Genomic DNA, 20,898 nt, shown 5'->3' with positions numbered 1-20,898 from the left:
CAGTTAAAGCCTGCCACAAACAATGGTGTCTCTCCTCCCTGAAATTAACTTGTCATTCTTGTGAATAAAAGCCAAATTGTATCCTAACATAGGACATAGGAATTAACAAATTATAGACTTTCCTGTATTTCATTTTAGATGCATTACTTTTGCGACGTATAAAACAACATACATCACCACCTTTCATCATTTTTGATACATTATAACTACAAGCACTGAACAGATTCTAAACAATCATCTAAACATACAAAAAAAACAGTAAACATCGCTCCTTTGAACGTGTTTACTGCTTTCTATTTCATATTTTATTTACCGTCTCTTCTCAACAAAGTTAATATTCTCTGTTTAATGGTTGAATGCGTTGAATCATCTTCTAAAAAATCTAAAGGAAAATATATTTTATGGTCACGCTTCATCCGACCTGAAATGGAATCAACAATAATTGATTCACGTGAAAGCTCACGTAGTTCACCATTTTTCATTTCTAGGAAAATCGGCACGCGCACTTCCTCTTCACCAGGTCTGTAAAAATCATACGGCAGATCTGCCGTTGTATCATGAACAAGATAATAGTCTGGGTTCAAGTCTGCCTCTTTGAAAAGTTCCTGTAGTTTTTGATATTTATCAAGCTCTACTCCTGGATCTAAATCAATGTATTGGAATAGCTTACGATTAACAAAGCGACGACTTAAATCACTTAGAATAGTATCTTCCTCTTGCATCCATAGTTGAAAATATGTAAAAAGAATACTCTCATCTAAGGCAAGATAATCCTCGAGCGTAATTGCGTTACGGAAAAATGCTAGGAAGTGTGTAGGTTCATGCTTAAATATATAGCCTTCCAAGCTCAATTGTTTTACTCGTTTTAAAATTTTATTTAAAATCACCTCTGCACTTCGTGACACAGGATGGAAGTAAATTTGTAAGTACATTTGATAGCGACTCATAATATAATCTTCTACTGCATGCATACCAGTAGCTTTTATGACCACTTGGTTTTTTCGAGGACGCATTACTCTTAAAATCCGCTCCATATCAAAGTGACCATAACTAACGCCAGTAAAATAAGCATCACGTTGTAGATAATCCATACGATCCGCATCAATTTGGCTTGAAATTAAGCTAATGACTTGTTTGTTTGGATATGTCTTTTCGATTACTTGTGATACCTTTTCAGGAAAATCAGCTGCCACTTTTTTCAACACAGCATTGACTTCCGTATCACCCAATAAAATTTCTCTCGTATAATATTCATGATCCAGCTCAAAGACATTTTCAAATGCATGTGAGAATGGCCCATGTCCTAAATCATGTAGGAGTGCCGCACATAGCACTAAAAGTCGTTCACCCTCATCCCAATCTGGACGACCAACAAAGATATCATCCACTATACGGCGTACTATTTCATAAACACCAAGCGAATGGCTAAAGCGGCTGTGTTCCGCCCCATGAAAGACTAAAAATGTGGTACCAAGCTGACGAATTCTACGTAAACGCTGAAATTCTCTTGTACCTACTAAATCCCATATCACTTGGTCTCGAACATGTACATAACGGTGAACAGGGTCTTTAAATACCTTTTCTTCTTGTAATTTAGCGTTTGCATATGTCATTTGTATAGCACCCCCATTTTGTTATAGTTCTATTATATGCGATAAATCTAGGACTAGCATACTTATTCACTTTTTTCTATAGATACTAACAACCTTTTTCAATCATAATCACAATTATTCTAAATTTCTATTGAATAAATGAACAAAAAGCTTTCTCCAACCAAGTAGAGACAGCTTTTTGTTTTACTTATTCTTTAATTTTGTTAAAACCTTTTCCATTAGTTCTTCTTCTGTTAACGCAGCAACAGGGCGGCTATTTACGAAGGTAAATGTTTTTTTGCGTCCTGGACCACAATAAGAATGACAGCCAATTTCGATGGTTGCATCAGGATCGATTTCCTTTAATTTTGGAATTAACGTTTTTAAGTTAACGGCCTGACATTCATCGCAAACTTTAAACTCGTTTGCCATCTTGTCAACAACCCTTTCTATATAGTATTTTTCAAACAAAAACCGCTCGCTCTATGGAACGTATGACCTTCACATATTTAAGTATGCAGCATACGTACAAACCTACAACGGGTATTGTATCGTACTTTTCCCCTTCTATTCAAGCATAATTCCTTTCACATGGATGAATAAAAGGTTAAAAGATTGGTCATGCTAGTCTTAAATAATAAGTTCCAAAAAAGGTGGAGGTTTTTAATATGAGTAAAATCAGACAAGATGCTTGGTTAGAAGAAAATGATGAATTATTAGCAGAGGCGGTCATTCGTCACGTAACGGAGGGAAGCACACAGCTAAACGCTTTTGAAGAAGCTGGTGATGCGTTAAATCGTACGGCTGCAGCCTGTGGTTTCCGTTGGAATGCTGTTGTTCGGAAAGAATATGAAGAACAATTAGCAGAGGCTAAAAAAGAAAGAAAAGAAAGAATGCGAGTGTTAGGAGCTCCTGCAAGACGTCGCACTTCTAGTATGTTTACAGTAAATAGTAGTGCAGCAGAAGGAAAATCAATTCCGCTATCTGCTCTTTCTCTTGATATTGTTATAGCTTATTTACTACGTTTACAGCATTCTGGTGAAGTAGGCAATGAATCTTCAAAATGGAGACAACTTGTTCATGTAACATCAGAGAAAAATAAAAAACTAGAGAAAACAATTACAAAGCTCGAAGAAGAAAACCGAGCAATCCGCAAAGATTACGAACAATTCGTTCAAATTATGAATCGTGCTAGACGACTTGTTACATTAGATGAAGAGGAAGAACGTGTTGCACCAGTTTTTAAAATGGAGAAAAACGGAAATCTCGTAGTAAGTAGTTCTAATTTCCAGCCTGAAAATGGCGATGCGCTTAATTAGCAGCATCGCCTTTTTTTATGTGTGTTCATAGTAGTCTCTATTCATGTCGTTCTAGCATTTTGGCATTACGCTCAAAAACACGCTTTAAATAGAAACCGTATAATGTTAATTCTTCGTCATGAAAAGATTCTGGATGTACATTTCCACCTAAGTGATGAAGGTATTGCTGTAGACGAATAACGACTGCCTCTACTGTTAAATGTGGATCGACAAGCTCCGATAATGATGCCATGACTTCAGGAACGATTTGTGGATAAGTAAATTTCGTCTCTTCCTGCTGTAAGCTTTCCTCGTAAAAATCTCGAATAAGGGCAGCACGCTGTGAGCCGCTACCTTCTATACATAAATAGATTTGTACAGCTACACCTTGGCGTAAACGCCTTTGTGAAATCCCTGCAAACTTTTTCCCTTCAATACTTAGATCATACGAACCGGGGCAATATGAGCCTACTATTTCATAGGCTTCAATCTTCTCAGCCACCTCTGGAAATAAACCTTTGACGAGGTCGACCATCACATCATAGCCATCATTTATGCTTAAAGAATTCATTTGCTCAGATAATACAATGGAAATGTTTAGAACCCCTTCATCAAGGACAACAGCTAATCCACCTGAATTCCGAACGATAGGTTGATAACCTCTCGATTTCAGTAAATCCATTCCCTGCTGTACATATGGTAAACGATGATCTTGGATGCCAAGCACAACAGATGCCTCGTGAACCCATGTCCGAACAGTTGGTGGTGATACTAATTGTCCAACTAGCTGGCACAACGTATCATCGGTTGCAAAGGATTCTAACGGAGATCGCTGCTTTGCGCTAATTGATTGATCATAATAACGCCAATTTGGCTGCTGTAAAATACTTTTCATATTGGTACTCCTCTAATTCCATCTCTTCTCTTTAGCATACATCATCTAAAGTTGGTGTCAAATTCGTGAAAACCATTCATGAACTTAGGGATTTTGCACAAACTATGATAAACTAATTTTGAATAGTATTCACTTATAAAGGAGTGTTTTCAATAATGAATGAAGCAGCAATTACGTTAGATGGATGGTACGCTTTACATGATTTTCGCTCAATTGATTGGGCTTCATGGAAGCTCGTTTCTGCTGAAGAACGTCAAGCAGCAGTAGAAGAATTTCTTGCTTATTTAGAGAAATTAAATGAAGCAGATCTCGCTAAAACAGGTGCTCATGCCTTCTATGCAATCGTTGGTCAAAAGGCTGACTTTATGATTATGACATTGCGTGAAACAATGGATGAGCTACAAGAGCTTGAAGCAGAATTTAATAAATTAGCCATTGCTGATTTTACAATTCCTACATACTCTTATGTATCTGTTGTTGAGCTTTCAAACTATTTAGCTGGTGAATCAAATGAAGATCCATACCAAAATCCACATGTACGTGCACGTCTATACCCTGAGCTTCCTCGTTCTAAATATGTGTGCTTCTACCCTATGGATAAACGCCGTCAAGGGAATGATAACTGGTACATGCTATCAATGGATGAGCGTAAATCATTAATGCGTTCTCATGGTATGATTGGTCGCGGTTATGCTGGTAAAGTAAAGCAAATTATTACAGGCTCTGTTGGCTTTGATGATCACGAGTGGGGCGTTACATTATTTGCTGATGACGTTTTACAATTCAAAAAATTAGTGTATGAAATGCGCTTTGATGAAGTATCTGCTCGCTATGGTGAGTTTGGTGCATTCTTCGTCGGAAATCTACTTGATAACGATAAATTAGTTACATTCTTAACGGTTTAATACGTACATTAAAAAATGCGGGTCCCTAGTGAGGACTCGCATTTTTTAAATTTCGTTTTCTTCCGCATTCTCAGCTTCAAATATTAAGATGATTGTATGAATAAAAAATCCGGTAAGAATCATCAGAAAGACCAAATACCAATTATACGGCTGATGATAGTATTCTGCTATCCCGACTGCCATAAAGGCACTAATAATTATTGCTACAAACATACTAAAAATACGCATTGTAACGCTCCTTCATGAAAGCAAAAATAAATTCAACCTTAGTATGTCTCTGAATATCGTTACTATACTGGCTAAGCAAAATTATCTATAAAATAAAAAAGTGCCATCCCTCTGCGATGACACTTCCTTAATCATTGAATTTACTTTTTTTCATATTTCCTCAAGAGCTTTCGTCCTTTACTTTTAAAATTAAGATGATCGTTTGAATAAAAAAACCAATCACTATTATTAAAATAAATAGATACCAATGGAGCGGCTGTCCATAATACTCCCCTAGTAAAAAGGCCAGCACCGCACTTAGTAATATCCCAAACCATACCCCTATTTCCATAAGTAATCACCTCACATGTACGGCCTACACATGCAATTTATTGATCTCCTATTCCCCTATTTATACCTTTTTCTATTTACCCAATTTTTCATAAACGTTATCTAATATGAATGGCTTTTAGATTATTTTTTACGGACTTGTCGTTATTATTACTATATGCGTAGTACCTTTGTTGTGTGAATTTCTTTCTTCACAAAATTGAACATGTCTACAATACCATCATGCATATACTGACAGCGAGGAGGTATGAAAATCGCTGTTATTAAGACGAATGATGCCCAGACAGCCCTGCTAGCAAGGCTTATGCGTGCCGAGGCAGAAGGCGAAGGTGAGTTAGGCATGCTGATGGTTGGGAATGTTGGCGTTAATCGTGTAAGGGGTGATTGTTTAGATTTTGGTGATATTCGAACAATTGAACAGATGGTTTATCAGCGTCCAGGTGGCTTTGAAGCAACTCAAAAAAGTTATTTTTATCAACGAGCACGTGATCAAGATATCCGGTTAGCCAAAAGGGTGATTCAAGGCGAAAGATTTCATCCAGCTAACCGTTCCTTGTGGTTTTTCATGCCGGCGGGCGATTGTCCTGCACAATGGTATGGCCAATGGAATACAGGCAGATACAAATCTCATTGCTTCTTCTCGCCAACTGAAGAAGATTGTCCTCAAATTTAAAAAGAAAGTAGGTTGATTATTGATGATGCCTTATTATTGGACACCAACAACGCAACAACAAATGACTCCTCCTCCAGTCACAATCCCGACCGGACGACCACCAGGCCGCGAAGAGTCCTATATAGAAAATATTTTACGGTTGAATCGCGGAAAACCAGCTACCTTCCATTTTTCTTTTGAGCATGCAGTGGAACAAGGCAAAAACACAAAAACTGTGCGTGGTGTAGTAGAGGCTGCTGGACGAGATCATGTTATCATTCGTGAACTTAAATCCAATCATCGCTTCTTATTCCCAATGATTTACTTCGATTTTGCTGAATATGATGAAGAAATGGCTTATTTTAATCAAAATCCATAATCGCTATATTGTATCTTAAAAATCCGCAATACTCTCACTGACAACAGTCGATGAGAGTATGCGGATTTTTAACTTGCGCTAGATTAATATTCTTTTAAATATTCCAATGTAGCTTTTCCTAAAGTTTTAGCAGCTATTAGCATTGCACGTTCATCAAAATTAAAGCGCGCGTGATGATGTGGATAAGCTGTTTCCCATTCTGGACTTTTCGCACCTGTGAAGAAGAATGTACCAGGTACTTTTTCTAAATAATATGCAAAATCCTCTCCAACCATAAACGGTGGACAAGTTTTCACTTGCTCTACACCTGGGACAGTTGACGCTAACTGTGCTACAAACTCCGTTTCCTTCTGATGGTTATACACAGGTGGATAACCTCTTGTATAACGGTATTCATAGCTTGCTCCAAAGGCTAGACAAGTGGCGTTTAGAACGGCTTCTAGCTCCTGCTCCATCTGTGTGCGCACATCTTCCTCAAAGGTGCGAATTGTGCCTGCCAATTTAACACGATCAGCAATCACATTAAACGGATTAATTGCCTCGAAATGACCAATTGTTAAAACGGCTGACTTTAATGGATCAATACGTCTTGAGATAAGTTGTTGTGCGCTGATTACAAACTGCGAGGCAAGAGTAACTGCATCAATGGAGTGATGTGGTTCGGCACCATGGCCACCCTTCCCTTGAATAGCAATTTCTACTTTGTCTGCAGCTGCCATAATGGCGCCGTCTTTCACTAAAATTTCCCCTATCGGAGTGGGAGCCCAGAGATGTGTACCAAAAATAACATCTACACCATCTAAACACCCATCCTCTATCATCGACTTGGCCCCACCTGGTGCCACCTCTTCAGCGTGCTGATGAATAAATATAATATTTCCTGTGATTTCAGATTTCATTTTATTGAGTGCCTTAGCTAATCCTAGTAATGTTGCTGTATGACCATCATGCCCGCAAGCATGCATTTTACCCGCGACCTTTGATTTATAAGGTAAATCATTTTCCTCCTGGATCGCTAATGCATCAAAATCAGCCCGTAACGCCACTGTTTTTCCTGGCCTTGCACCACGTAGCACGGCAACTACACCTCTTCCACCTACCCCTTCACGAACCTCATGACCCAATTCTTTATGATAGGCAGCTATATAGGCTGGTGTCTCCACTTCTTCAAAGGATAATTCAGGATATTCGTGCAAGTGACGACGAATCCCTACCATCTCTTCATAATTCTCATCTATTAAAGTAAATAGCTTTTCCATCCTACACAACCTCTCTTTTTGTATTTTCGAAATATTGCAAGTAATAGTAGTAGTGTACTATAAATTCTTACAAAAAGAATAGGATTTAAATCGTAATCTTACAAAATAAAGAAAAAACCCTCCTACAAATCATGTAAGAGAGTCCTAATTTTAAATTAACGAGCATGTTTTAAAGCCGATAAAATAATAAGTATCCATCCAATTAAAAATAGTACACCACCAATTGGTGTAATCGCGCCCAATACTTTAATACCACTAATCGCTAATACGTATAAGCTACCAGAAAAGAAGACAATCCCAAAATTAAAGAAAATTCCTGCCAAATTCAATTGCTTCACTTCACCAAATAATTTAGAACTCATTAATAGTCCGATTACTAACAAACCAGTAGCATGGAACATTTGATATTGAACAGCCGTCTCCCAAATACCTTGACTATAATCATCTAAAATTTCCTTTAAAGCGTGTGCACCAAATGCACCAAAGGCTACTGCTAATAGGCCATGGAGAGCCCCTGTCACGATAAATTTTTTCATTGCGCGTTACCCTACCTTTAATATTGATTAAAAATCAAAAATTGAATCACCATTGGCTCCATCTTCTTCAATTTTGGATGTAGATAAACTAGATGGCTTCATCTCTGATACAAGCATTTGTGGTAAATGCTTAGAAGGTGTTGTGATAGATGGCGTATTACTAGGAGAATCTAACACCACATCACATAATGCTCGAATTGCTGTAAGAGCTTCGCGGATCTGCTGATCATTCCCTGCATTTTTTGCACCAGATAATTGTTTTTCAAGTTGTTGTATAACGGCTTGATAAGGAATCATTGCATTCTCCTACTTTCTACTTTTGGTACAAATTTTAAACATTCCATACCTGAGGATTGTTTCACGACAACGGATGGAATTTGTTTTGTTTTAAAGCCATATGAGACACAGGCACGTGGAGTCTGAGGGTCCCAGGTTACTTTAAAAAAATGACATTGAAAACAATTCGTCTTCATCGTTGTCCCTCTCTTTCATCTATCTTAACTGTATCACGATTTATGTAGTGTATAAAGTAAACGATTTGTGCCAATCTATGCTAAACACCAATCAATTGGTTGTTTACCCCATTCTACTAATTGTTGATTAATCTTTGAATAAGGTTTACTCCCAAAGAATCCTCGATAAGCACTTAATGGGCTAGGATGTGGTGCTTCTAATATGACATGTGGCGTGTCATATTTGCGTATCAACTGTTTTTTTCGTTGCGCAGGCTTACCCCACAGTACAAAAATAAGTGGTTCCTCTCTTGCAGCTAGCTTATCGATAACCGCATCAGTGAACTGCTCCCAACCTTGATCTTTATGGGAATTTGCCTGTCCAGCTCGCACGGTAAGAACTGTGTTCAAAAGCATAACACCTTGTTCTGCCCACTTCGTCAAAGTTCCATCTTTAGGAATTGAACAGCCGAGATCATCTTGTAGCTCTTGTAGCATATTTCGTAAGCTAGGTGGATGGGGAATACCTGGCTTGACAGAAAAGCTTAACCCATGCGCTTGATTAGGGCCATGATATGGGTCTTGTCCTAAAATAATGACCTTCACATGTTGATATGCTGTTGTATAAAATGCATTCATTACATCCTGCATAGGAGGATAAATAGTGTGCGTTGAATATTCATTAGCAATAAATTGACGTAATGTGTGATAGTATGGTTTTTCTAACTCTGCTGCAAGTATTTCTTGCCAATCATTCGGGAATACTTGTTTCATCGTCCTTTAAGCCCCTTTCTTTTCTTACAACGGTACAAAAAATCATCCATGAATTCAAGTCTCAGCACAAACTGACCATATAAAAATATCAAATTCTGACTATTTTTATAGAATCAGAATAAGACTATACTAAATGGTAATTTTAACACTCTTAACAATAAAGGAGATCTTTTCATGACTCTAAAAAAAACATTAACAATTGCTGGTTCTGATACATCCGGCGGCGCAGGTATGCAGGCCGATCTTAAAACATTTCAAGAGCACGGTACATACGGTATGGTGGCTTTAACAGTTGTCGTAACAATGGACCCAAATGGTTGGACACATAATGTCACACCATTACCAACTGAACTTCTACAAAAACAAATTGATACTGCCCTTTCAACAGGAATTGATGCTATTAAAACAGGCATGCTATCTACGGAAGAGATTATTCGTCTTGCTGGAGAGGCTATTGCAAAATCAGGGACGACAAACGTTGTCATTGATCCTGTGATGGTTTGTAAAGGGGACGATGAAGTCCTAAACCCTGGCAACACAGATGCTATGATACAACATCTTCTACCATTAGCAGCAGTCACAACACCTAATCTTTTTGAAGCTGGCCAATTGGCTGGGACAGGTACGCCCAAAACGATTGATGAGATGAAAACAGCCGCACGAAAAATCCACGAGCTTGGGGCTAAGGCTGTAGTCATTAAAGGTGGAAAAGCATTAGCTACAGAAAAAGCAACAGACCTATTCTTCGATGGAGAAGCATTTTACTTATTAGAATCCGAAAAAGTTGCTTCCACTAATAACCACGGTGCAGGCTGCACTTTTGCAGCTTCTATTACTGCAAATCTCGCAAATGGATTGTCTGTTATGGATTCTGTTATTGAAGCAAAAGAGTTTGTATCCGCAGCCATTGCACATGGTTGGGCTCTTAACGACTATGTTGGTCCCGTCATGCATGGAGCAAAATCCCGCTTTGGTGCTCCACAAATAACAGTCACTGAAATTTAACATTGAAAGGGATGTCTCTAAGATTATGGAGACATCCCTCTTTTACATATCATCCAATGGATCAGTCATGAATATAAGTTTGCCCAGAGCCACTCCTCTATTCCTGCACAAGGGGGGAATCAACAGAGGTTTCTTGTTTTCATTTAATACTACGAAGGTTACTATCGTAGTCACCTCAATCATGTTACATCCACGCTCCCTCAAAAATTATCCCTATCATCCTGAGTCAAAAAATGAGTTTAATACCTAAATATTACATACAAATAATGCGTTAATTTCTAGAAATCCCGCTGAATAAAGATAAAAAAATGGACAAGATACGTTAGGACTTCATCCCCCATATATTAGCTTTAGATGGGAGGGGAAAAGATGAAAAAACAAAAGGCAGAGGACTTAACTGAGGAATCAGGTTTATTAGCTGGAGAAATAACCTCTTCAAAAGTAGAAGTACTAGCTTCCATTGTCTTAACACTCGGCTACTCATTGTCCACCCTCGCCACAATAATGGCACTCCAGGAGGAAGAGGAACTAGCACAAGAAAAAAAGACCAAAAATGAAGATCAAAATCTTTATATGAGACAAATGTTTAAACAATTGCAAAGTGTCAATAATCGTTTAGAAACAATCGAAAGAAAGCTTAATCGATACTAAAAAATACATAGCCTATCCATAAACTCAATAAAAAACCGCGCTTCTCCGTCATAAAGAGAAACGCGGTTTTTTATTATACTATGATAATGAGCTTCATTCTTCTCCCTTTTACACACAGCACGATGTAAGATGCTGGAGGAACGTCATCTATTGTACCAAGATAGAATTCGTTTTCACCTAGTTTTACCATCCTTCAGCATTTAGTGCTGTCTACACACGATTTTGGAAGAAGCTATGGTTACAATATCTTTTCAGGTGTGAAACCGTATACAAAATGACACATTTTGTACATATATTTTCACACCCCTTATATTGATACATTACAATAATTTTTTCAAGAATATTGCTCGGAAATTCGTCATAGATTAATAGTTAATGATTCACCCTTCCATGATTTAGTAGAAGATTGCCTACTCTAGAAGGTAGTGGATGAATCTGGATAAGCCTCTGTCGGAAGACAAAGATTTTGAGTAGTCGTGGCAATGAAGCTCTTAAAAATCTTGGTGGCCTTATGTGAAGGTATAAGTTTTACAACTCATTAATTTGTACGTATGAAGCAATCAATTTCCCTTTGCTAATTTTTTTTACTATACTTAAAGGAGAAATGATCGAGAGGAGTGTTAAGATGCAAGAAGTACAAGTAGAGACGTTGCAAGAATTACTAAATTCTTTCGCCAACAAAGACGTTTATATTCATCTTGAGACGACAAACGGATCTTATGCAGCACACTATGATGAAAAGTTCTTTAATGCAGGTGCCTTTATACGCAACGCAAAAATTAATTATGAACTTGCTAAAGTTGTAGACAAGACACCTCATCGTGTTGGGTTAAAATTACCTCATGGCTGGGTTTATGCGCAAGGCATTACTCATTATGAATTAGATGATTTAGGCCGTTTATTAATGGCTGGTTTAGATTACTCTGGAAAATTGGCGATTGCACTTGAAATAAGTGAAGCGCCATTTACTTACTAAGGGGGACGACTCTTTGAATTTACAACCACAACGTCATATTTTAATTGTGTACCCTCACCCAGATGATGAGGCTTTTTCAGTAGCTGGCACGACTGCCTACTATACAAAAAAAATGAATACACCTGTTACATATGCCTGCTTAACATTAGGTGAAATGGGCCGTAATTTAGGTAATCCCCCGTTTGCTACACGCGAATCATTACCAGAAATACGTCGTAAAGAATTAATTGCAGCCGCAGAAGCAATGGGTATTCAAGATTTACGTATGATGGGTCTTCGTGATAAAACAATCGAATTTGAAGACGATGAGAAGATGGTAAAGCTGGTAGAAGGTTTAATTGAAGAGCTAATGCCTTCATTAATTATTACGTTCTTACCTGGTTTTGCGGTACATCCAGACCATGAAGCAACCGCGCGTGCTGTCGTTGAGGCTGTACGTCGTATGCCTAAGGCTGCACGTCCGCAAGTATTTGGCTGTGCCTTCGCAAACGATACTATTGAAAAAAATGGTGAGCCTCATGTGGTCTATGATATTCGCGAAATGCGAATGGATAAATTACAAGCATTACAGGCACACGCATCACAAACTGGTTGGATGATGCAAGAAACAGAAAAACGCATTGATGATGGAGAACCGATGAGCGAAAGCTGGCTAAATGTTGAAAGATTCTACATTGTTGATCCTGATAAATATGTAAAATAAATAAAAGGTTCTGTCCTCTCATGATTGGAGAACAGAGCCTCTTTTAATTAGGTAGATTTTACTTTATTTAGTTTATGCACGATAAACGTGATCGAAAAGGCAATCAATAAAAACAGGAAGAAAAAATAATGAGGTATATGAATATTAACAACACTTACTAACATTTTTAACCCTATAACCCCAATAATGATGAAAGCAGTCGCTTCTAGCTCAGGAATTTTTTCGATCATAATTAAAAATACACCCGCTATTGTCCTCATCATTAGGATTCCTAACATACCTCCAATTAGAAGCACCCATACTTGATCTGAAATAGCAAAGGCGGCAAATATTGAATCAATGGAAAAAGCAATATCCATCAGCTCTACGGAAATAACCGTTGCCCAAAAGGTCCCAAAGAAACGAACCATCAATCCTGATTTTTTTACCACCTTCACACTATCCTCATTTCCAAGTTGAAGGAAATGAGCGATACAGAGCCATCCTAAATACAACGCACCTAACACTTTAATAAACCAAAACTCTACAAGATAAACTCCTATTCCAATAAATAAAAATCTGAAAAAATAAGCTCCTAGCATCCCATACATTAAAGCTCGTTTTCGTTGCTTATCTGGCAAATGTTTGACAAGTACTGCTAATACAAGTGCATTATCTGCTGACAACAATCCTTCTATAATAATTAATGAAAATATTAGTCCCCATGATACAGGATCCACTAATACTTCCTGCCACATTGCCCAATCGAAAAATTGGCTATATGTAGATAGAATTCCTTGAATGATTTCCACTGCTTACCCTCCCACTTGTCCTAAGCTAATCTAGTATATGCTTGACCCATTTTGATATGAAAGTTGTATTTTTTTGATCAATGATGCCTCCGTATAATCGCGGCTAGGCCTCTAAAAAAAACGATTTCCTTTACACCTGGAAATGGTCCATAAAAGTGGGGCTTACCTATGTTTAACGCTTCATTTTCCAACAAAAAGTAAGGTAAATAAAGATAAAACGCTTACATTATAAAATAGACACGGAAAATTTAGAATTTACTAAAAATTAAGTCCAAAAAGCACAAAAAGTGTGCTATCATAGATAAATGTTTTAAACGTAAAACGGAGGATGAATACTATGGAAGTTGCTGATACTAGAACCGTGCAAGTGGAGAATGTCCTCATTGCACACCATTTTTTAAAAGACGTAGTTGTGCATACACCTCTACAAAGAAACGACTATTTATCAGAAAAATATGGCGCAAATATTTATTTTAAACGTGAGGATTTACAACATGTACGCTCATTCAAGCTTCGTGGCGCCTATTATAAAATCAAAAAAATCGAGGATGAAGCGCGCAATGTTGGCGTTGTTTGTGCCAGCGCAGGCAACCACGCACAAGGTGTAGCTTATGCCTGTGCCCAATTAAAAATCCAAGCTAGCATTTTTATGCCTCAAACTACACCGAAGCAAAAAATAGACCAAGTGCGTATGTTTGGTCGTGAGTATGTGGAGATTATTTTAGCGGGTGACACGTTCGATGACTCTGCTGAAAGTGCACTAAGTTTCTGTGAAGAACAAGGAAAAATCTTCATTCACCCATTTGATGATTTCGATGTTATTGCTGGGCAAGGAACTGTGGCGGTAGAAATCATGAATGATATGGAAGAGCCAATCGACTACGTATTTGGCAGTATCGGTGGTGGTGGCTTAATGTCTGGTGTTTCTGCCTATATTAAAAACCTTTCCCCATCTAGCAAAATTATTGGTGTAGAGCCTGCAGGTGCTGGCAGTATGAAGGCTGCTTTTGCTGAAGGTGGCACAGTTGCTCTTGATTGGATTGACAAATTCGTCGATGGAGCTGCCGTAAAGTGTGTCGGTCATCATACTTATGATGTTTGTCGCCGTTATTTAGACGACATTATTCTTGTACCTGAGGGAAAAGTATGTACAACCATTTTAGATTTGTACAATAAACATGCGATTATTGCTGAGCCTGCTGGTGCATTGTCAGTTGCAGCTCTTGATTTTTATAAAGAAGAAATCAAAGGAAAGTCTGTTGTCGTTATCATCAGTGGTGGGAATAACGATATTGGACGTATGCAGGAAATTAAAGAAAAGTCTCTTATTCATGAAGGCTTACTTTACTACTTCATCGTCAGCTTCCCCCAACGGGCAGGTGCTCTTCGTCAATTCCTAACTAGCGTGCTAGGACCTAATGATGATATTACAACCTTTGAATATACTAAGAAAAACAATAAAGAAAGCGGTCCTGCTCTAGTCGGCATCGAGCTTGGTGATCGATCAGATTACGAGGGGTTACTAGCGAGAATGAACGAATTTGGCTTCAAATACAAAGAAGTTAACAATGATATTCAGCTATTTGGCCTACTCGTGTAAATGAAAGAGTCTCACTTTTATCAAGTGAGGCTTTTTCTATGTTTAAATATTTGAGAGTCACCTCAACAGCATCTTTCTCAACCATTTATATAGATGAACGGAGCAAGGGAGGCAGCTCGACCCTCACATCATTGTAAATGAAAAAACTATAGGCAAACCCAAATGTCATTGAGTTTGCCTATAGTCTGACACTCATACGAATGTATGAACGATATACCTTTATCCTAATAAAGCACGGTCCGAATTCATTTTCTCACCACGAATGCGTTCAAATTCAGCCATTAAATCAGGTATCGTTAATTCATGCTTACGATCTTCCGCAACTTCTAAAATAATTTGACCTTTATCCATCATAATTAGGCGATTCCCTAAATCTAAAGCTTGTTGCATATTATGTGTAACCATCAATGTCGTTAACTGATCTTTTTCTACTAAATACTTTGTAATACGGGTGATCAATTCAGCACGTGATGGATCAAGCGCAGCCGTATGCTCATCTAACAATAATATAGATGGTTTTGTAAAAGTGGCCATTAACAGAGACAAAGCTTGACGTTCCCCTCCGGAAAGTAAGCCAACCTTTGCAGAAAGTCGGTTTTCTAAATTTAATCCAAGCATCTCTAACGATTCAATAAAAAACTCACGACGTTTTTTGTCTACACCTCTTCGCAATCCTCTACTCTTATTACGGGAATAGGCTAGTGCTAAATTCTCCTCAATCGTCATAGCAGGTGCTGTCCCCGCCATTGGATCTTGGAAAACACGACCTATAAATTGCGAGCGTTTATACTCAGGCAAATGAGTAACATTGTTACCATCAATCGAAACCGTGCCGAAATCTGGTGTTAGGGCGCCAGAAATCATATTCATCATCGTTGATTTACCTGCCCCATTACTCCCAATAATAGTAACAAAATCACCAGGCTTTAAATGTAGGTTAATTTCTGCTAGAGCGATCTTTTCATCCGGTGTCCCTTCATTGAACACCTTATTTATACCGTGTAATTTAAGCAAGGCCTTTTCCTCCTTGCTCTACTTGTTTGATTTGCGTAAGTTCAGCAGCCCGTTTAGCCTTACGTTTACGTTCCTTACGTTTGTTAATAAATTGAGGCAAGATCAACGCCAAAATGACAATGATAGCTGTAATTAATTTCATATCTCCTGAATCCAGGAAGTCTACACGTAAAGCTAAAGCTAAAATAATACGATAAATAATAGCTCCAGCGATGACTGCAAAAGTGGTACGAATAATGGTCTTTGTACCAAAAATAGCTTCCCCGATAATGACAGATGCAAGCCCGATCACAATCATACCAATTCCCATACTTACATCAGCAAACTTCGAATATTGTGCGATTAAAGCTCCAGAAAATGCGACAAGTGCGTTGGAAAGTCCTAGCCCTAAAATAATGAGTGTATCTGTATTGGCTGAGAAGCTGCGAATCATTCGTTTATTATCACCAGTAGCCCGAATAGCAAGCCCAACCTCTGTTTTTAAGAACCAATCTGCCACTAATTTTATTAAAATTGTAATAATTACAATGACAATTAGTACACTCCAAGTACCTGGTACTTGCTGAATCCCCATACCTTTTAATAGGCTGTTGAGAGCATCATCTATCCCTAAATTACTCCAAAACGCTTGAAACTTTGAAAATATCGTTTCAGAGTTTAGTAATGGAATATTTGGACGACCTATCGTATTTTCTGCAGTTAACCCCATGATCCGTAGGTTAATCGAATATAAGGCAATCATCATTAAAATCCCTGATAATAGTGGGTTTATCTTCCCTTTTGTGTGAAGGATTCCTGTCATACATCCAGCAATAAATCCAGCAACAATTGCCACTAAAGTCGCTAAGATTGGGTGGTAGCCAAGCAAAACCATCGTTGCTGCTGTCGCCGCCCCTGTTACAAAGCTTCCATCAACCGTTAAATCCGGAAAATCTAACACCCGAAATGTTAAATACACACCAAGTGCCATAATTGCATAGATGATTCCTTGCTCCACTGCGCCAAATAATGCTAAAAACATCGTTGAATCATCTCCTAAATCTCTTTATTATTCTACTGCTGGTAAATGAAGATAAAGCGGGGATAGTTCCCCCGCTTCAAGTTATTTTTCTAGAAGTTCTGCACCCCAAGAATCTTTAATTTCAATCCCTAAATCATCTGCTACTTTTTTATTAATTAATAGCTTTAGATTTTGTGGATATTGCGCTGGCGTTTCAGCAGGTGTTGCTTCACCTTTTAAAATTTTCACTGCCATTTGCCCAGCCTCATACCCAATGTCGGAATATTCAAAACCATACGCAGCTAAACCGCCTCGCGCCACAGAGTCAAGCTCCCCTACTATTAAAGGCAATTTATTGGCATTTGCTACATCGATGACAGACTCTAAAGCAGAGACTACTGTATTGTCCGTAATAATATAGAGTGCATCGACTTTACCGATTAAAGATTCAGTTGCTTGTTTTACCTCTGCAGAAGTTGCAGCTGAAGCCTCTTTAACCTCAAGACCTTGCTCAGCCATTACTTTTTTTACTTCCTTCACCTGTGCTACAGAGTTTTGCTCACCAGCGTTGTAGACCATACCAATGTTTTTAGCACCTAGCTCTTTTAAAAATGCAACCGTTTTAGAAATCGTTTCAGGATGTAAATCGATAGTACCTGTAACATTTTTCCCTGGCTTCTCCATCGATTCTATGAGCTGAGCACCTACAGCATCTGTTACAGAAGTAAAGATAATTGGAATATCACTTGTTGCTGTTGCCGCGGCCTGTGCAGAAGGTGTAGAGTTAGCAAATATTAAATCTACGTTTGCACTTACTAGATTGTTAGCAATCGTTGTGTTAAGACTATTATCGCCTTGTGCGATTTGTGGATCATACTCAACTTTTAAACCTGCATCTTCAATCGCCTTTTTAAAGCCTTCCGTCGCTGCATTTAAAGAAGGGTGCTCTACAATTTGCGTAATTCCGATTTTATATGTTTTATCATCTGTGTTCCCGCTGTCACTTGCGTTATTCGTTTCGTTCCCTTTTGATTCTGTTGAACTAGTCCCACCACTACCACAAGCAGCAAGTAGTAATACTAATCCAAAGAGTAGGAATGAAAGCTTTTTGACATTGCTCTTCACCATTAATCCCCCCGATTAAGTTCTCGAATATCTACCACACTTTATCCAAACAAAGTGTGAATGTATCGCTATATTATCGTTATTATTGAGCTCCGTCAACAACATTATGAATGTTCTGACTTTTATATTTCACAAAAAAATTTAGCATTTCATTTAATTTGGCGCTTTAAACCGCTAAACTACGCTATTTACGTTATTGGATTCCTTTTTAAAAAATAGTAAAAAATATTTATGACAATTTTGCGAATTTAGTCAAGTAAGCAAAAAAGGAAATCGAAAAGCATCGATTTCCCTTTTATCTTGAATATTAGCTAGTTTTGTCCCAGCCTTTTTCAATAAAAATATTCAATTTAAGCTTCTTCATAAGCATTTTTCATTCCGTGATATAGTTTACTATCTTTAAAATCATCTTTATTAATGTGAAGTTGTACACTTACCTCATACAGAAAGTAAAGCCATTCCGTATCATTTTCCTCAACAGCTTTAGCACAAGCATTTTCTATATAAATACTATTCACATGACGTTCTAGACCCTTTAAATAATCTAAGGCTTTTGATGCTCCTGGCCAATTCAAATCCTTAAATAATTCATATAAACTAGGCAAGGCCACTTTATTATTTGGATACCCGATAGATATGACGACATCGACTGCGTTCTCCCAACATTCTTTTGAATATTTTTGAAATATAAGTGGCAATTGTTCATTGTTAATTTGACAAAGAAATGCTTTTGCTTCGTTTTGAATTGTCTTTGGTAAATTCCAATTCAAATTATAGGAATAATAAATCACTAAATTATCTTCCATAAAAATTCATACCTTTCATAGAAATGTTGCTTATTTAACTTTCACAGAAATTCCCTGTAGAATCCTAGTGTATTTATGCGGTTTGTCATTTGCATTGTCTCGACTATCAATCCAACCTTTCATTTCTGATGCCTTATCTGTTTTTACAGAAACATGATTACCACCATCTTTAATAGCTTTTAATGACCCTGTTTTATTTACAGCTTCTATGGTAGTTGCTGTAAACGAACCACTAGGCATTTTTAAGTTATAAGAAAGCCCTCCAGTATCTTGAGGTCTTGGAGTTAAATTTGTGCCATTTCCACTACCACTGCGATAAATAATTGTTGGATTTTTGTCTTTCAATCTCGAAATCAGTTCAGGTTTTACTTGATCCTTCGCAACTACTACTACAGTAACTAATGATGCTGCAATAATCATAGCAAGTAGGAATTTTCGGATTTCAGGAATCATGTGTTTTGCTATCTATATAAAACAATAAAACTCTTGATAAATTAATAATAAACCTCGCCTCATTTTCCTCTATTATATCTTCGTTAGGGTGAGAGAAACCATGATTATTTCTAATATCATTCATGTTCTCTAAAAACTTGCCAATAGCGTTGACTGTTTGATTAATAGGTTTGTGATGATCTTTTACATTAATATTGAATTTTGGATGGGATATTTTCAACCTTCCCCACATATCTTGAATTTTTATATTCTGTTCATCAAAGGTAATATTCTGTTCATCACATATTGCTTTTAAATATCCATGTAGTGCTGTGTGAGCACGATCTACGGCACTACTAAAAGAATGTTTATCGATCAAAGTATCTGCTTGCAACAATACTTCTTTTACAAACTCAATATCATGCTTAAGTTCTCCATATTCAATTAGTTCTCCCTTTAATTGTGTAATCCACTGTGTTATTTTTCCATGTAACTTCTCTTTATTAGAAAATTCAACTTGTTTTAGTAATGCATTCTCTAGTCTTTCTTCGAAAATCTCTAATGGATACTTTTCTAGAACACCTATTAGAATTTTAGATTGAATTAGCGAGTGTATTGAATGTTTCTCCTGCTCACCTAATGGGTTGGGATACACCAATTACAACTAACAACATAATTGCTTTTTCTCCTTGCTACTGTACAAATCCCAATTTTGGGTAAAATTGCATGTGGCGACCCGATTACGGCAGATGAAAACTTAACTGGTTACAGATATGAGTCACCTGACAACTTACCAAGTGGAAATCTATTCTATTTACAAGCAAAAGGCGATAGCATGGAGCCTACTATTCCGAATGGATCATACGTCTTAATACGGGAACAACCAGAGGTTGAGAACGGTGAAATTGCTGCCGTCTTAGTTAATGGGGATACAGAGGCTCTCTTAAAAGAGTAAAAAGACAAGCTGAGACAGTATTTTTAATGCCCGATAACCCAAGACATGAAAAGCACATTAACTATACAGAAAGCAAGTTGTTGTCCGGTTATCTAATGGAATCACTAAAAATAGATAATAGACCTGTATACTACATTTTTTAGCTTTGAAATCAGGGATGCGCTTTGCTGAAATAATCGCACTTACTAGAAAAGATTTTAATTTCAAAGACAACACCATCAACATTAACAAAACATGGGGATATACAAGTTCTTATGATGAGGGTAAGAAAAAGACCAAAAAGAAAAGTTCAAACCGCATAATTAAAATAGACAAGGTAACGATGAGTCTGTTCAATCATTTTTTTGAAGTGACACCTGAAAATATTCATAAGTTAGTGTTTTATAATCCCGCTTCTAAATACAAAGTTTTCAGCAATACAGGTGTTAATAAAGCATTTTAAAAAATACTTCGTGAATTACAGATTGAAGAAATTTCAATTCATGGTTTACGCCATTCTCACGCTAGTATTTTATTTTACAAACAGTTCAGTATATTTCC

At 37.4% G+C, this 20,898-nt stretch carries 27 protein-coding genes and 1 pseudogene; 11 read left to right on the top strand and 17 right to left on the bottom strand.

The annotated features are described in order from the left end of the window. Positions 1 to 305: 305 nt before the first annotated feature. Together AC1Q6O_RS01175 and AC1Q6O_RS01170 are read right to left on the bottom strand one after the other, a co-directional pair. On the bottom strand, positions 306 to 1,613 hold the full coding sequence (locus AC1Q6O_RS01175; protein WP_008179126.1) for an HD domain-containing protein: 1,308 nt from the start codon (positions 1,611 to 1,613) through the stop codon (positions 306 to 308). Between the two features lie 183 nt (positions 1,614 to 1,796). Next, the gene (locus AC1Q6O_RS01170; RefSeq protein WP_008179127.1) at positions 1,797 to 2,024 is read right to left on the bottom strand and encodes a YuzB family protein; all 228 of its coding nucleotides are present in this window, start codon (positions 2,022 to 2,024) and stop codon (positions 1,797 to 1,799) included. 236 nt (positions 2,025 to 2,260) lie between these two features. On the opposite strand from AC1Q6O_RS01170, the gene AC1Q6O_RS01165 reads away from it, so the two are divergent. Then, positions 2,261 to 2,911 carry an RsfA family transcriptional regulator gene (locus AC1Q6O_RS01165; protein ID WP_025115432.1) on the top strand — a complete coding sequence of 217 codons (651 nt, stop codon included), beginning with the start codon at positions 2,261 to 2,263 and terminating at the stop codon, positions 2,909 to 2,911. 37 nt (positions 2,912 to 2,948) lie between these two features. Here AC1Q6O_RS01165 and lipL read toward each other — a convergent pair whose 3' ends face one another. Then, entirely contained in the window at positions 2,949 to 3,785 is an 837-nt protein-coding gene (lipL, locus tag AC1Q6O_RS01160) for an octanoyl-[GcvH]:protein N-octanoyltransferase (RefSeq protein ID WP_089986045.1), read from the bottom strand. 155 nt (positions 3,786 to 3,940) lie between these two features. Between lipL and hemQ the strand changes: the two genes are divergently transcribed. Next, positions 3,941 to 4,690: a hydrogen peroxide-dependent heme synthase gene (hemQ, locus tag AC1Q6O_RS01155; RefSeq protein ID WP_089986044.1), complete on the top strand. Its 750-nt coding sequence runs from the start codon at positions 3,941 to 3,943 to the stop codon at positions 4,688 to 4,690. A 45-nt stretch (positions 4,691 to 4,735) separates the two neighbouring features. Here hemQ and AC1Q6O_RS01150 read toward each other — a convergent pair whose 3' ends face one another. Further along, the gene (locus AC1Q6O_RS01150) at positions 4,736 to 4,903 is read right to left on the bottom strand and encodes a hypothetical protein (RefSeq protein ID WP_253734867.1); all 168 of its coding nucleotides are present in this window, start codon (positions 4,901 to 4,903) and stop codon (positions 4,736 to 4,738) included. Between the two features lie 175 nt (positions 4,904 to 5,078). Further along, positions 5,079 to 5,249: a hypothetical protein gene (locus tag AC1Q6O_RS01145; RefSeq protein ID WP_008176015.1), complete on the bottom strand. Its 171-nt coding sequence runs from the start codon at positions 5,247 to 5,249 to the stop codon at positions 5,079 to 5,081. A gap of 246 nt (positions 5,250 to 5,495) precedes the next feature. Between AC1Q6O_RS01145 and AC1Q6O_RS01140 the strand changes: the two genes are divergently transcribed. Both AC1Q6O_RS01140 and gerQ read left to right on the top strand, forming a co-directional pair. Beyond that, positions 5,496 to 5,921 carry a cell wall hydrolase gene (locus AC1Q6O_RS01140; protein WP_008176016.1) on the top strand — a complete coding sequence of 142 codons (426 nt, stop codon included), beginning with the start codon at positions 5,496 to 5,498 and terminating at the stop codon, positions 5,919 to 5,921. 22 nt (positions 5,922 to 5,943) lie between these two features. Then, on the top strand, positions 5,944 to 6,279 hold the full coding sequence (gerQ, locus tag AC1Q6O_RS01135) for a spore coat protein GerQ (RefSeq protein ID WP_008176019.1): 336 nt from the start codon (positions 5,944 to 5,946) through the stop codon (positions 6,277 to 6,279). Between the two features lie 83 nt (positions 6,280 to 6,362). Here gerQ and AC1Q6O_RS01130 read toward each other — a convergent pair whose 3' ends face one another. The 5 genes from AC1Q6O_RS01130 to AC1Q6O_RS01110 form a co-directional block, all read right to left on the bottom strand. Continuing rightward, positions 6,363 to 7,538 (bottom strand): amidohydrolase, encoded by a 1,176-nt coding sequence (locus AC1Q6O_RS01130; RefSeq protein WP_090002927.1) that lies wholly within the window; start codon positions 7,536 to 7,538, stop codon positions 6,363 to 6,365. A 155-nt stretch (positions 7,539 to 7,693) separates the two neighbouring features. Then, the gene (locus tag AC1Q6O_RS01125) at positions 7,694 to 8,074 is read right to left on the bottom strand and encodes a DUF423 domain-containing protein (RefSeq protein ID WP_008176022.1); all 381 of its coding nucleotides are present in this window, start codon (positions 8,072 to 8,074) and stop codon (positions 7,694 to 7,696) included. Between the two features lie 27 nt (positions 8,075 to 8,101). Further along, positions 8,102 to 8,371 carry a YwdI family protein gene (locus AC1Q6O_RS01120; protein ID WP_008176024.1) on the bottom strand — a complete coding sequence of 90 codons (270 nt, stop codon included), beginning with the start codon at positions 8,369 to 8,371 and terminating at the stop codon, positions 8,102 to 8,104. Then, positions 8,368 to 8,547, bottom strand: coding sequence for a uracil-DNA glycosylase (locus AC1Q6O_RS01115; protein WP_492400876.1), 180 nt, complete (start codon positions 8,545 to 8,547; stop codon positions 8,368 to 8,370). The genes AC1Q6O_RS01120 and AC1Q6O_RS01115 overlap by 4 nt, the downstream gene beginning before the upstream one ends. Positions 8,548 to 8,622: 75 nt before the next feature. After that, positions 8,623 to 9,300, bottom strand: a complete 678-nt coding sequence (locus AC1Q6O_RS01110) for a uracil-DNA glycosylase (protein ID WP_008176027.1) — start codon at positions 9,298 to 9,300, stop codon at positions 8,623 to 8,625. 174 nt (positions 9,301 to 9,474) lie between these two features. Between AC1Q6O_RS01110 and thiD the strand changes: the two genes are divergently transcribed. The 4 genes from thiD (at position 9,475) to bshB2 (ending at position 12,635) form a co-directional block, all read left to right on the top strand. Next, positions 9,475 to 10,305 (top strand): bifunctional hydroxymethylpyrimidine kinase/phosphomethylpyrimidine kinase, encoded by an 831-nt coding sequence (gene thiD / locus AC1Q6O_RS01105; RefSeq protein ID WP_090002926.1) that lies wholly within the window; start codon positions 9,475 to 9,477, stop codon positions 10,303 to 10,305. Between the two features lie 369 nt (positions 10,306 to 10,674). Beyond that, on the top strand, positions 10,675 to 10,956 hold the full coding sequence (locus AC1Q6O_RS01100) for a hypothetical protein (RefSeq protein WP_089986038.1): 282 nt from the start codon (positions 10,675 to 10,677) through the stop codon (positions 10,954 to 10,956). A 625-nt stretch (positions 10,957 to 11,581) separates the two neighbouring features. Further along, complete coding sequence (locus tag AC1Q6O_RS01095) at positions 11,582 to 11,932, top strand: YojF family protein (RefSeq protein ID WP_089986037.1); 351 nt, start codon at positions 11,582 to 11,584, stop codon at positions 11,930 to 11,932. A gap of 13 nt (positions 11,933 to 11,945) precedes the next feature. Further along, positions 11,946 to 12,635, top strand: a complete 690-nt coding sequence (gene bshB2, locus AC1Q6O_RS01090) for a bacillithiol biosynthesis deacetylase BshB2 (RefSeq protein WP_008176035.1) — start codon at positions 11,946 to 11,948, stop codon at positions 12,633 to 12,635. A 47-nt stretch (positions 12,636 to 12,682) separates the two neighbouring features. On the opposite strand, the gene AC1Q6O_RS01085 is transcribed toward bshB2, so the two are convergent. Then, complete coding sequence (locus AC1Q6O_RS01085) at positions 12,683 to 13,426, bottom strand: TerC family protein (protein WP_008176037.1); 744 nt, start codon at positions 13,424 to 13,426, stop codon at positions 12,683 to 12,685. Between the two features lie 337 nt (positions 13,427 to 13,763). Here AC1Q6O_RS01085 and ilvA point away from each other — a divergent pair, with 337 nt between their 5' ends. Continuing rightward, positions 13,764 to 15,026 carry a threonine ammonia-lyase IlvA gene (gene ilvA, locus AC1Q6O_RS01080; RefSeq protein WP_043990070.1) on the top strand — a complete coding sequence of 421 codons (1,263 nt, stop codon included), beginning with the start codon at positions 13,764 to 13,766 and terminating at the stop codon, positions 15,024 to 15,026. Positions 15,027 to 15,245: 219 nt separating this feature from the next. On the opposite strand, the gene AC1Q6O_RS01075 is transcribed toward ilvA, so the two are convergent. The 6 genes from AC1Q6O_RS01075 to AC1Q6O_RS01050 all read right to left on the bottom strand — a co-directional run bounded on the left by AC1Q6O_RS01075 (position 15,246) and on the right by AC1Q6O_RS01050 (position 20,058). Next, a complete protein-coding gene (locus AC1Q6O_RS01075) occupies positions 15,246 to 16,040 on the bottom strand; it encodes an ABC transporter ATP-binding protein (RefSeq protein ID WP_239354130.1) in 795 nt (264 codons plus the stop codon). After that, positions 16,033 to 17,061 carry an ABC transporter permease gene (locus tag AC1Q6O_RS01070; protein ID WP_008176042.1) on the bottom strand — a complete coding sequence of 343 codons (1,029 nt, stop codon included), beginning with the start codon at positions 17,059 to 17,061 and terminating at the stop codon, positions 16,033 to 16,035. Before AC1Q6O_RS01070 ends, AC1Q6O_RS01075 begins: the two co-directional genes overlap by 8 nt. An 81-nt stretch (positions 17,062 to 17,142) precedes the next feature. Next, on the bottom strand, positions 17,143 to 18,165 hold the full coding sequence (locus tag AC1Q6O_RS01065) for an ABC transporter substrate-binding protein (protein ID WP_164908777.1): 1,023 nt from the start codon (positions 18,163 to 18,165) through the stop codon (positions 17,143 to 17,145). Positions 18,166 to 18,515: 350 nt separating this feature from the next. Beyond that, positions 18,516 to 18,971 (bottom strand): hypothetical protein, encoded by a 456-nt coding sequence (locus AC1Q6O_RS01060; protein ID WP_096363490.1) that lies wholly within the window; start codon positions 18,969 to 18,971, stop codon positions 18,516 to 18,518. 30 nt (positions 18,972 to 19,001) lie between these two features. Continuing rightward, complete coding sequence (locus tag AC1Q6O_RS01055; RefSeq protein ID WP_239354128.1) at positions 19,002 to 19,424, bottom strand: hypothetical protein; 423 nt, start codon at positions 19,422 to 19,424, stop codon at positions 19,002 to 19,004. Beyond that, positions 19,414 to 20,058, bottom strand: coding sequence for an abortive infection family protein (locus tag AC1Q6O_RS01050; RefSeq protein ID WP_239354122.1), 645 nt, complete (start codon positions 20,056 to 20,058; stop codon positions 19,414 to 19,416). The genes AC1Q6O_RS01055 and AC1Q6O_RS01050 overlap by 11 nt, the downstream gene beginning before the upstream one ends. Before the next feature lie 39 nt (positions 20,059 to 20,097). Between AC1Q6O_RS01050 and AC1Q6O_RS01045 the strand changes: the two are divergent. Beyond that, a pseudogene (locus tag AC1Q6O_RS01045) lies at positions 20,098 to 20,501 on the top strand (LexA family protein); the annotation flags it as partial. A gap of 2 nt (positions 20,502 to 20,503) precedes the next feature. After that, the gene (locus AC1Q6O_RS01040; protein WP_486347289.1) at positions 20,504 to 20,800 is read left to right on the top strand and encodes a site-specific integrase; all 297 of its coding nucleotides are present in this window, start codon (positions 20,504 to 20,506) and stop codon (positions 20,798 to 20,800) included. Positions 20,801 to 20,898: the final 98 nt, after the last annotated feature.

It is taken from the genome of Lysinibacillus sp. GW823-FHT06C08 (genome assembly GCF_058795135.1).
This window is presented reverse-complemented; position numbering and strand designations above follow the sequence as displayed.

Excerpts from the sequence above, each read along its gene's own strand:
- AC1Q6O_RS01175 (WP_008179126.1), bottom strand. The coding sequence starts at position 1,613 with ATGACATATGCAAACGCTAAATTACAAGAAGAAAAGGTATTTAAAGAC.
- AC1Q6O_RS01170 (WP_008179127.1), bottom strand. The coding sequence starts at position 2,024 with ATGGCAAACGAGTTTAAAGTTTGCGATGAATGTCAGGCCGTTAACTTA.
- AC1Q6O_RS01165 (WP_025115432.1), top strand. The coding sequence starts at position 2,261 with ATGAGTAAAATCAGACAAGATGCTTGGTTAGAAGAAAATGATGAATTA.
- lipL (WP_089986045.1), bottom strand. The coding sequence starts at position 3,785 with ATGAAAAGTATTTTACAGCAGCCAAATTGGCGTTATTATGATCAATCA.
- hemQ (WP_089986044.1), top strand. The coding sequence starts at position 3,941 with ATGAATGAAGCAGCAATTACGTTAGATGGATGGTACGCTTTACATGAT.
- AC1Q6O_RS01150 (WP_253734867.1), bottom strand. The coding sequence starts at position 4,903 with ATGTTTGTAGCAATAATTATTAGTGCCTTTATGGCAGTCGGGATAGCA.
- AC1Q6O_RS01145 (WP_008176015.1), bottom strand. The coding sequence starts at position 5,249 with ATGGAAATAGGGGTATGGTTTGGGATATTACTAAGTGCGGTGCTGGCC.
- AC1Q6O_RS01140 (WP_008176016.1), top strand. The coding sequence starts at position 5,496 with ATGAAAATCGCTGTTATTAAGACGAATGATGCCCAGACAGCCCTGCTA.
- gerQ (WP_008176019.1), top strand. The coding sequence starts at position 5,944 with ATGATGCCTTATTATTGGACACCAACAACGCAACAACAAATGACTCCT.
- AC1Q6O_RS01130 (WP_090002927.1), bottom strand. The coding sequence starts at position 7,538 with ATGGAAAAGCTATTTACTTTAATAGATGAGAATTATGAAGAGATGGTA.
- AC1Q6O_RS01125 (WP_008176022.1), bottom strand. The coding sequence starts at position 8,074 with ATGAAAAAATTTATCGTGACAGGGGCTCTCCATGGCCTATTAGCAGTA.
- AC1Q6O_RS01120 (WP_008176024.1), bottom strand. The coding sequence starts at position 8,371 with ATGATTCCTTATCAAGCCGTTATACAACAACTTGAAAAACAATTATCT.
- AC1Q6O_RS01115 (WP_492400876.1), bottom strand. The coding sequence starts at position 8,547 with ATGAAGACGAATTGTTTTCAATGTCATTTTTTTAAAGTAACCTGGGAC.
- AC1Q6O_RS01110 (WP_008176027.1), bottom strand. The coding sequence starts at position 9,300 with ATGAAACAAGTATTCCCGAATGATTGGCAAGAAATACTTGCAGCAGAG.
- thiD (WP_090002926.1), top strand. The coding sequence starts at position 9,475 with ATGACTCTAAAAAAAACATTAACAATTGCTGGTTCTGATACATCCGGC.
- AC1Q6O_RS01100 (WP_089986038.1), top strand. The coding sequence starts at position 10,675 with ATGAAAAAACAAAAGGCAGAGGACTTAACTGAGGAATCAGGTTTATTA.
- AC1Q6O_RS01095 (WP_089986037.1), top strand. The coding sequence starts at position 11,582 with ATGCAAGAAGTACAAGTAGAGACGTTGCAAGAATTACTAAATTCTTTC.
- ilvA (WP_043990070.1), top strand. The coding sequence starts at position 13,764 with ATGGAAGTTGCTGATACTAGAACCGTGCAAGTGGAGAATGTCCTCATT.
- AC1Q6O_RS01070 (WP_008176042.1), bottom strand. The coding sequence starts at position 17,061 with ATGTTTTTAGCATTATTTGGCGCAGTGGAGCAAGGAATCATCTATGCA.
- AC1Q6O_RS01060 (WP_096363490.1), bottom strand. The coding sequence starts at position 18,971 with ATGGAAGATAATTTAGTGATTTATTATTCCTATAATTTGAATTGGAAT.
- AC1Q6O_RS01055 (WP_239354128.1), bottom strand. The coding sequence starts at position 19,424 with ATGATTCCTGAAATCCGAAAATTCCTACTTGCTATGATTATTGCAGCA.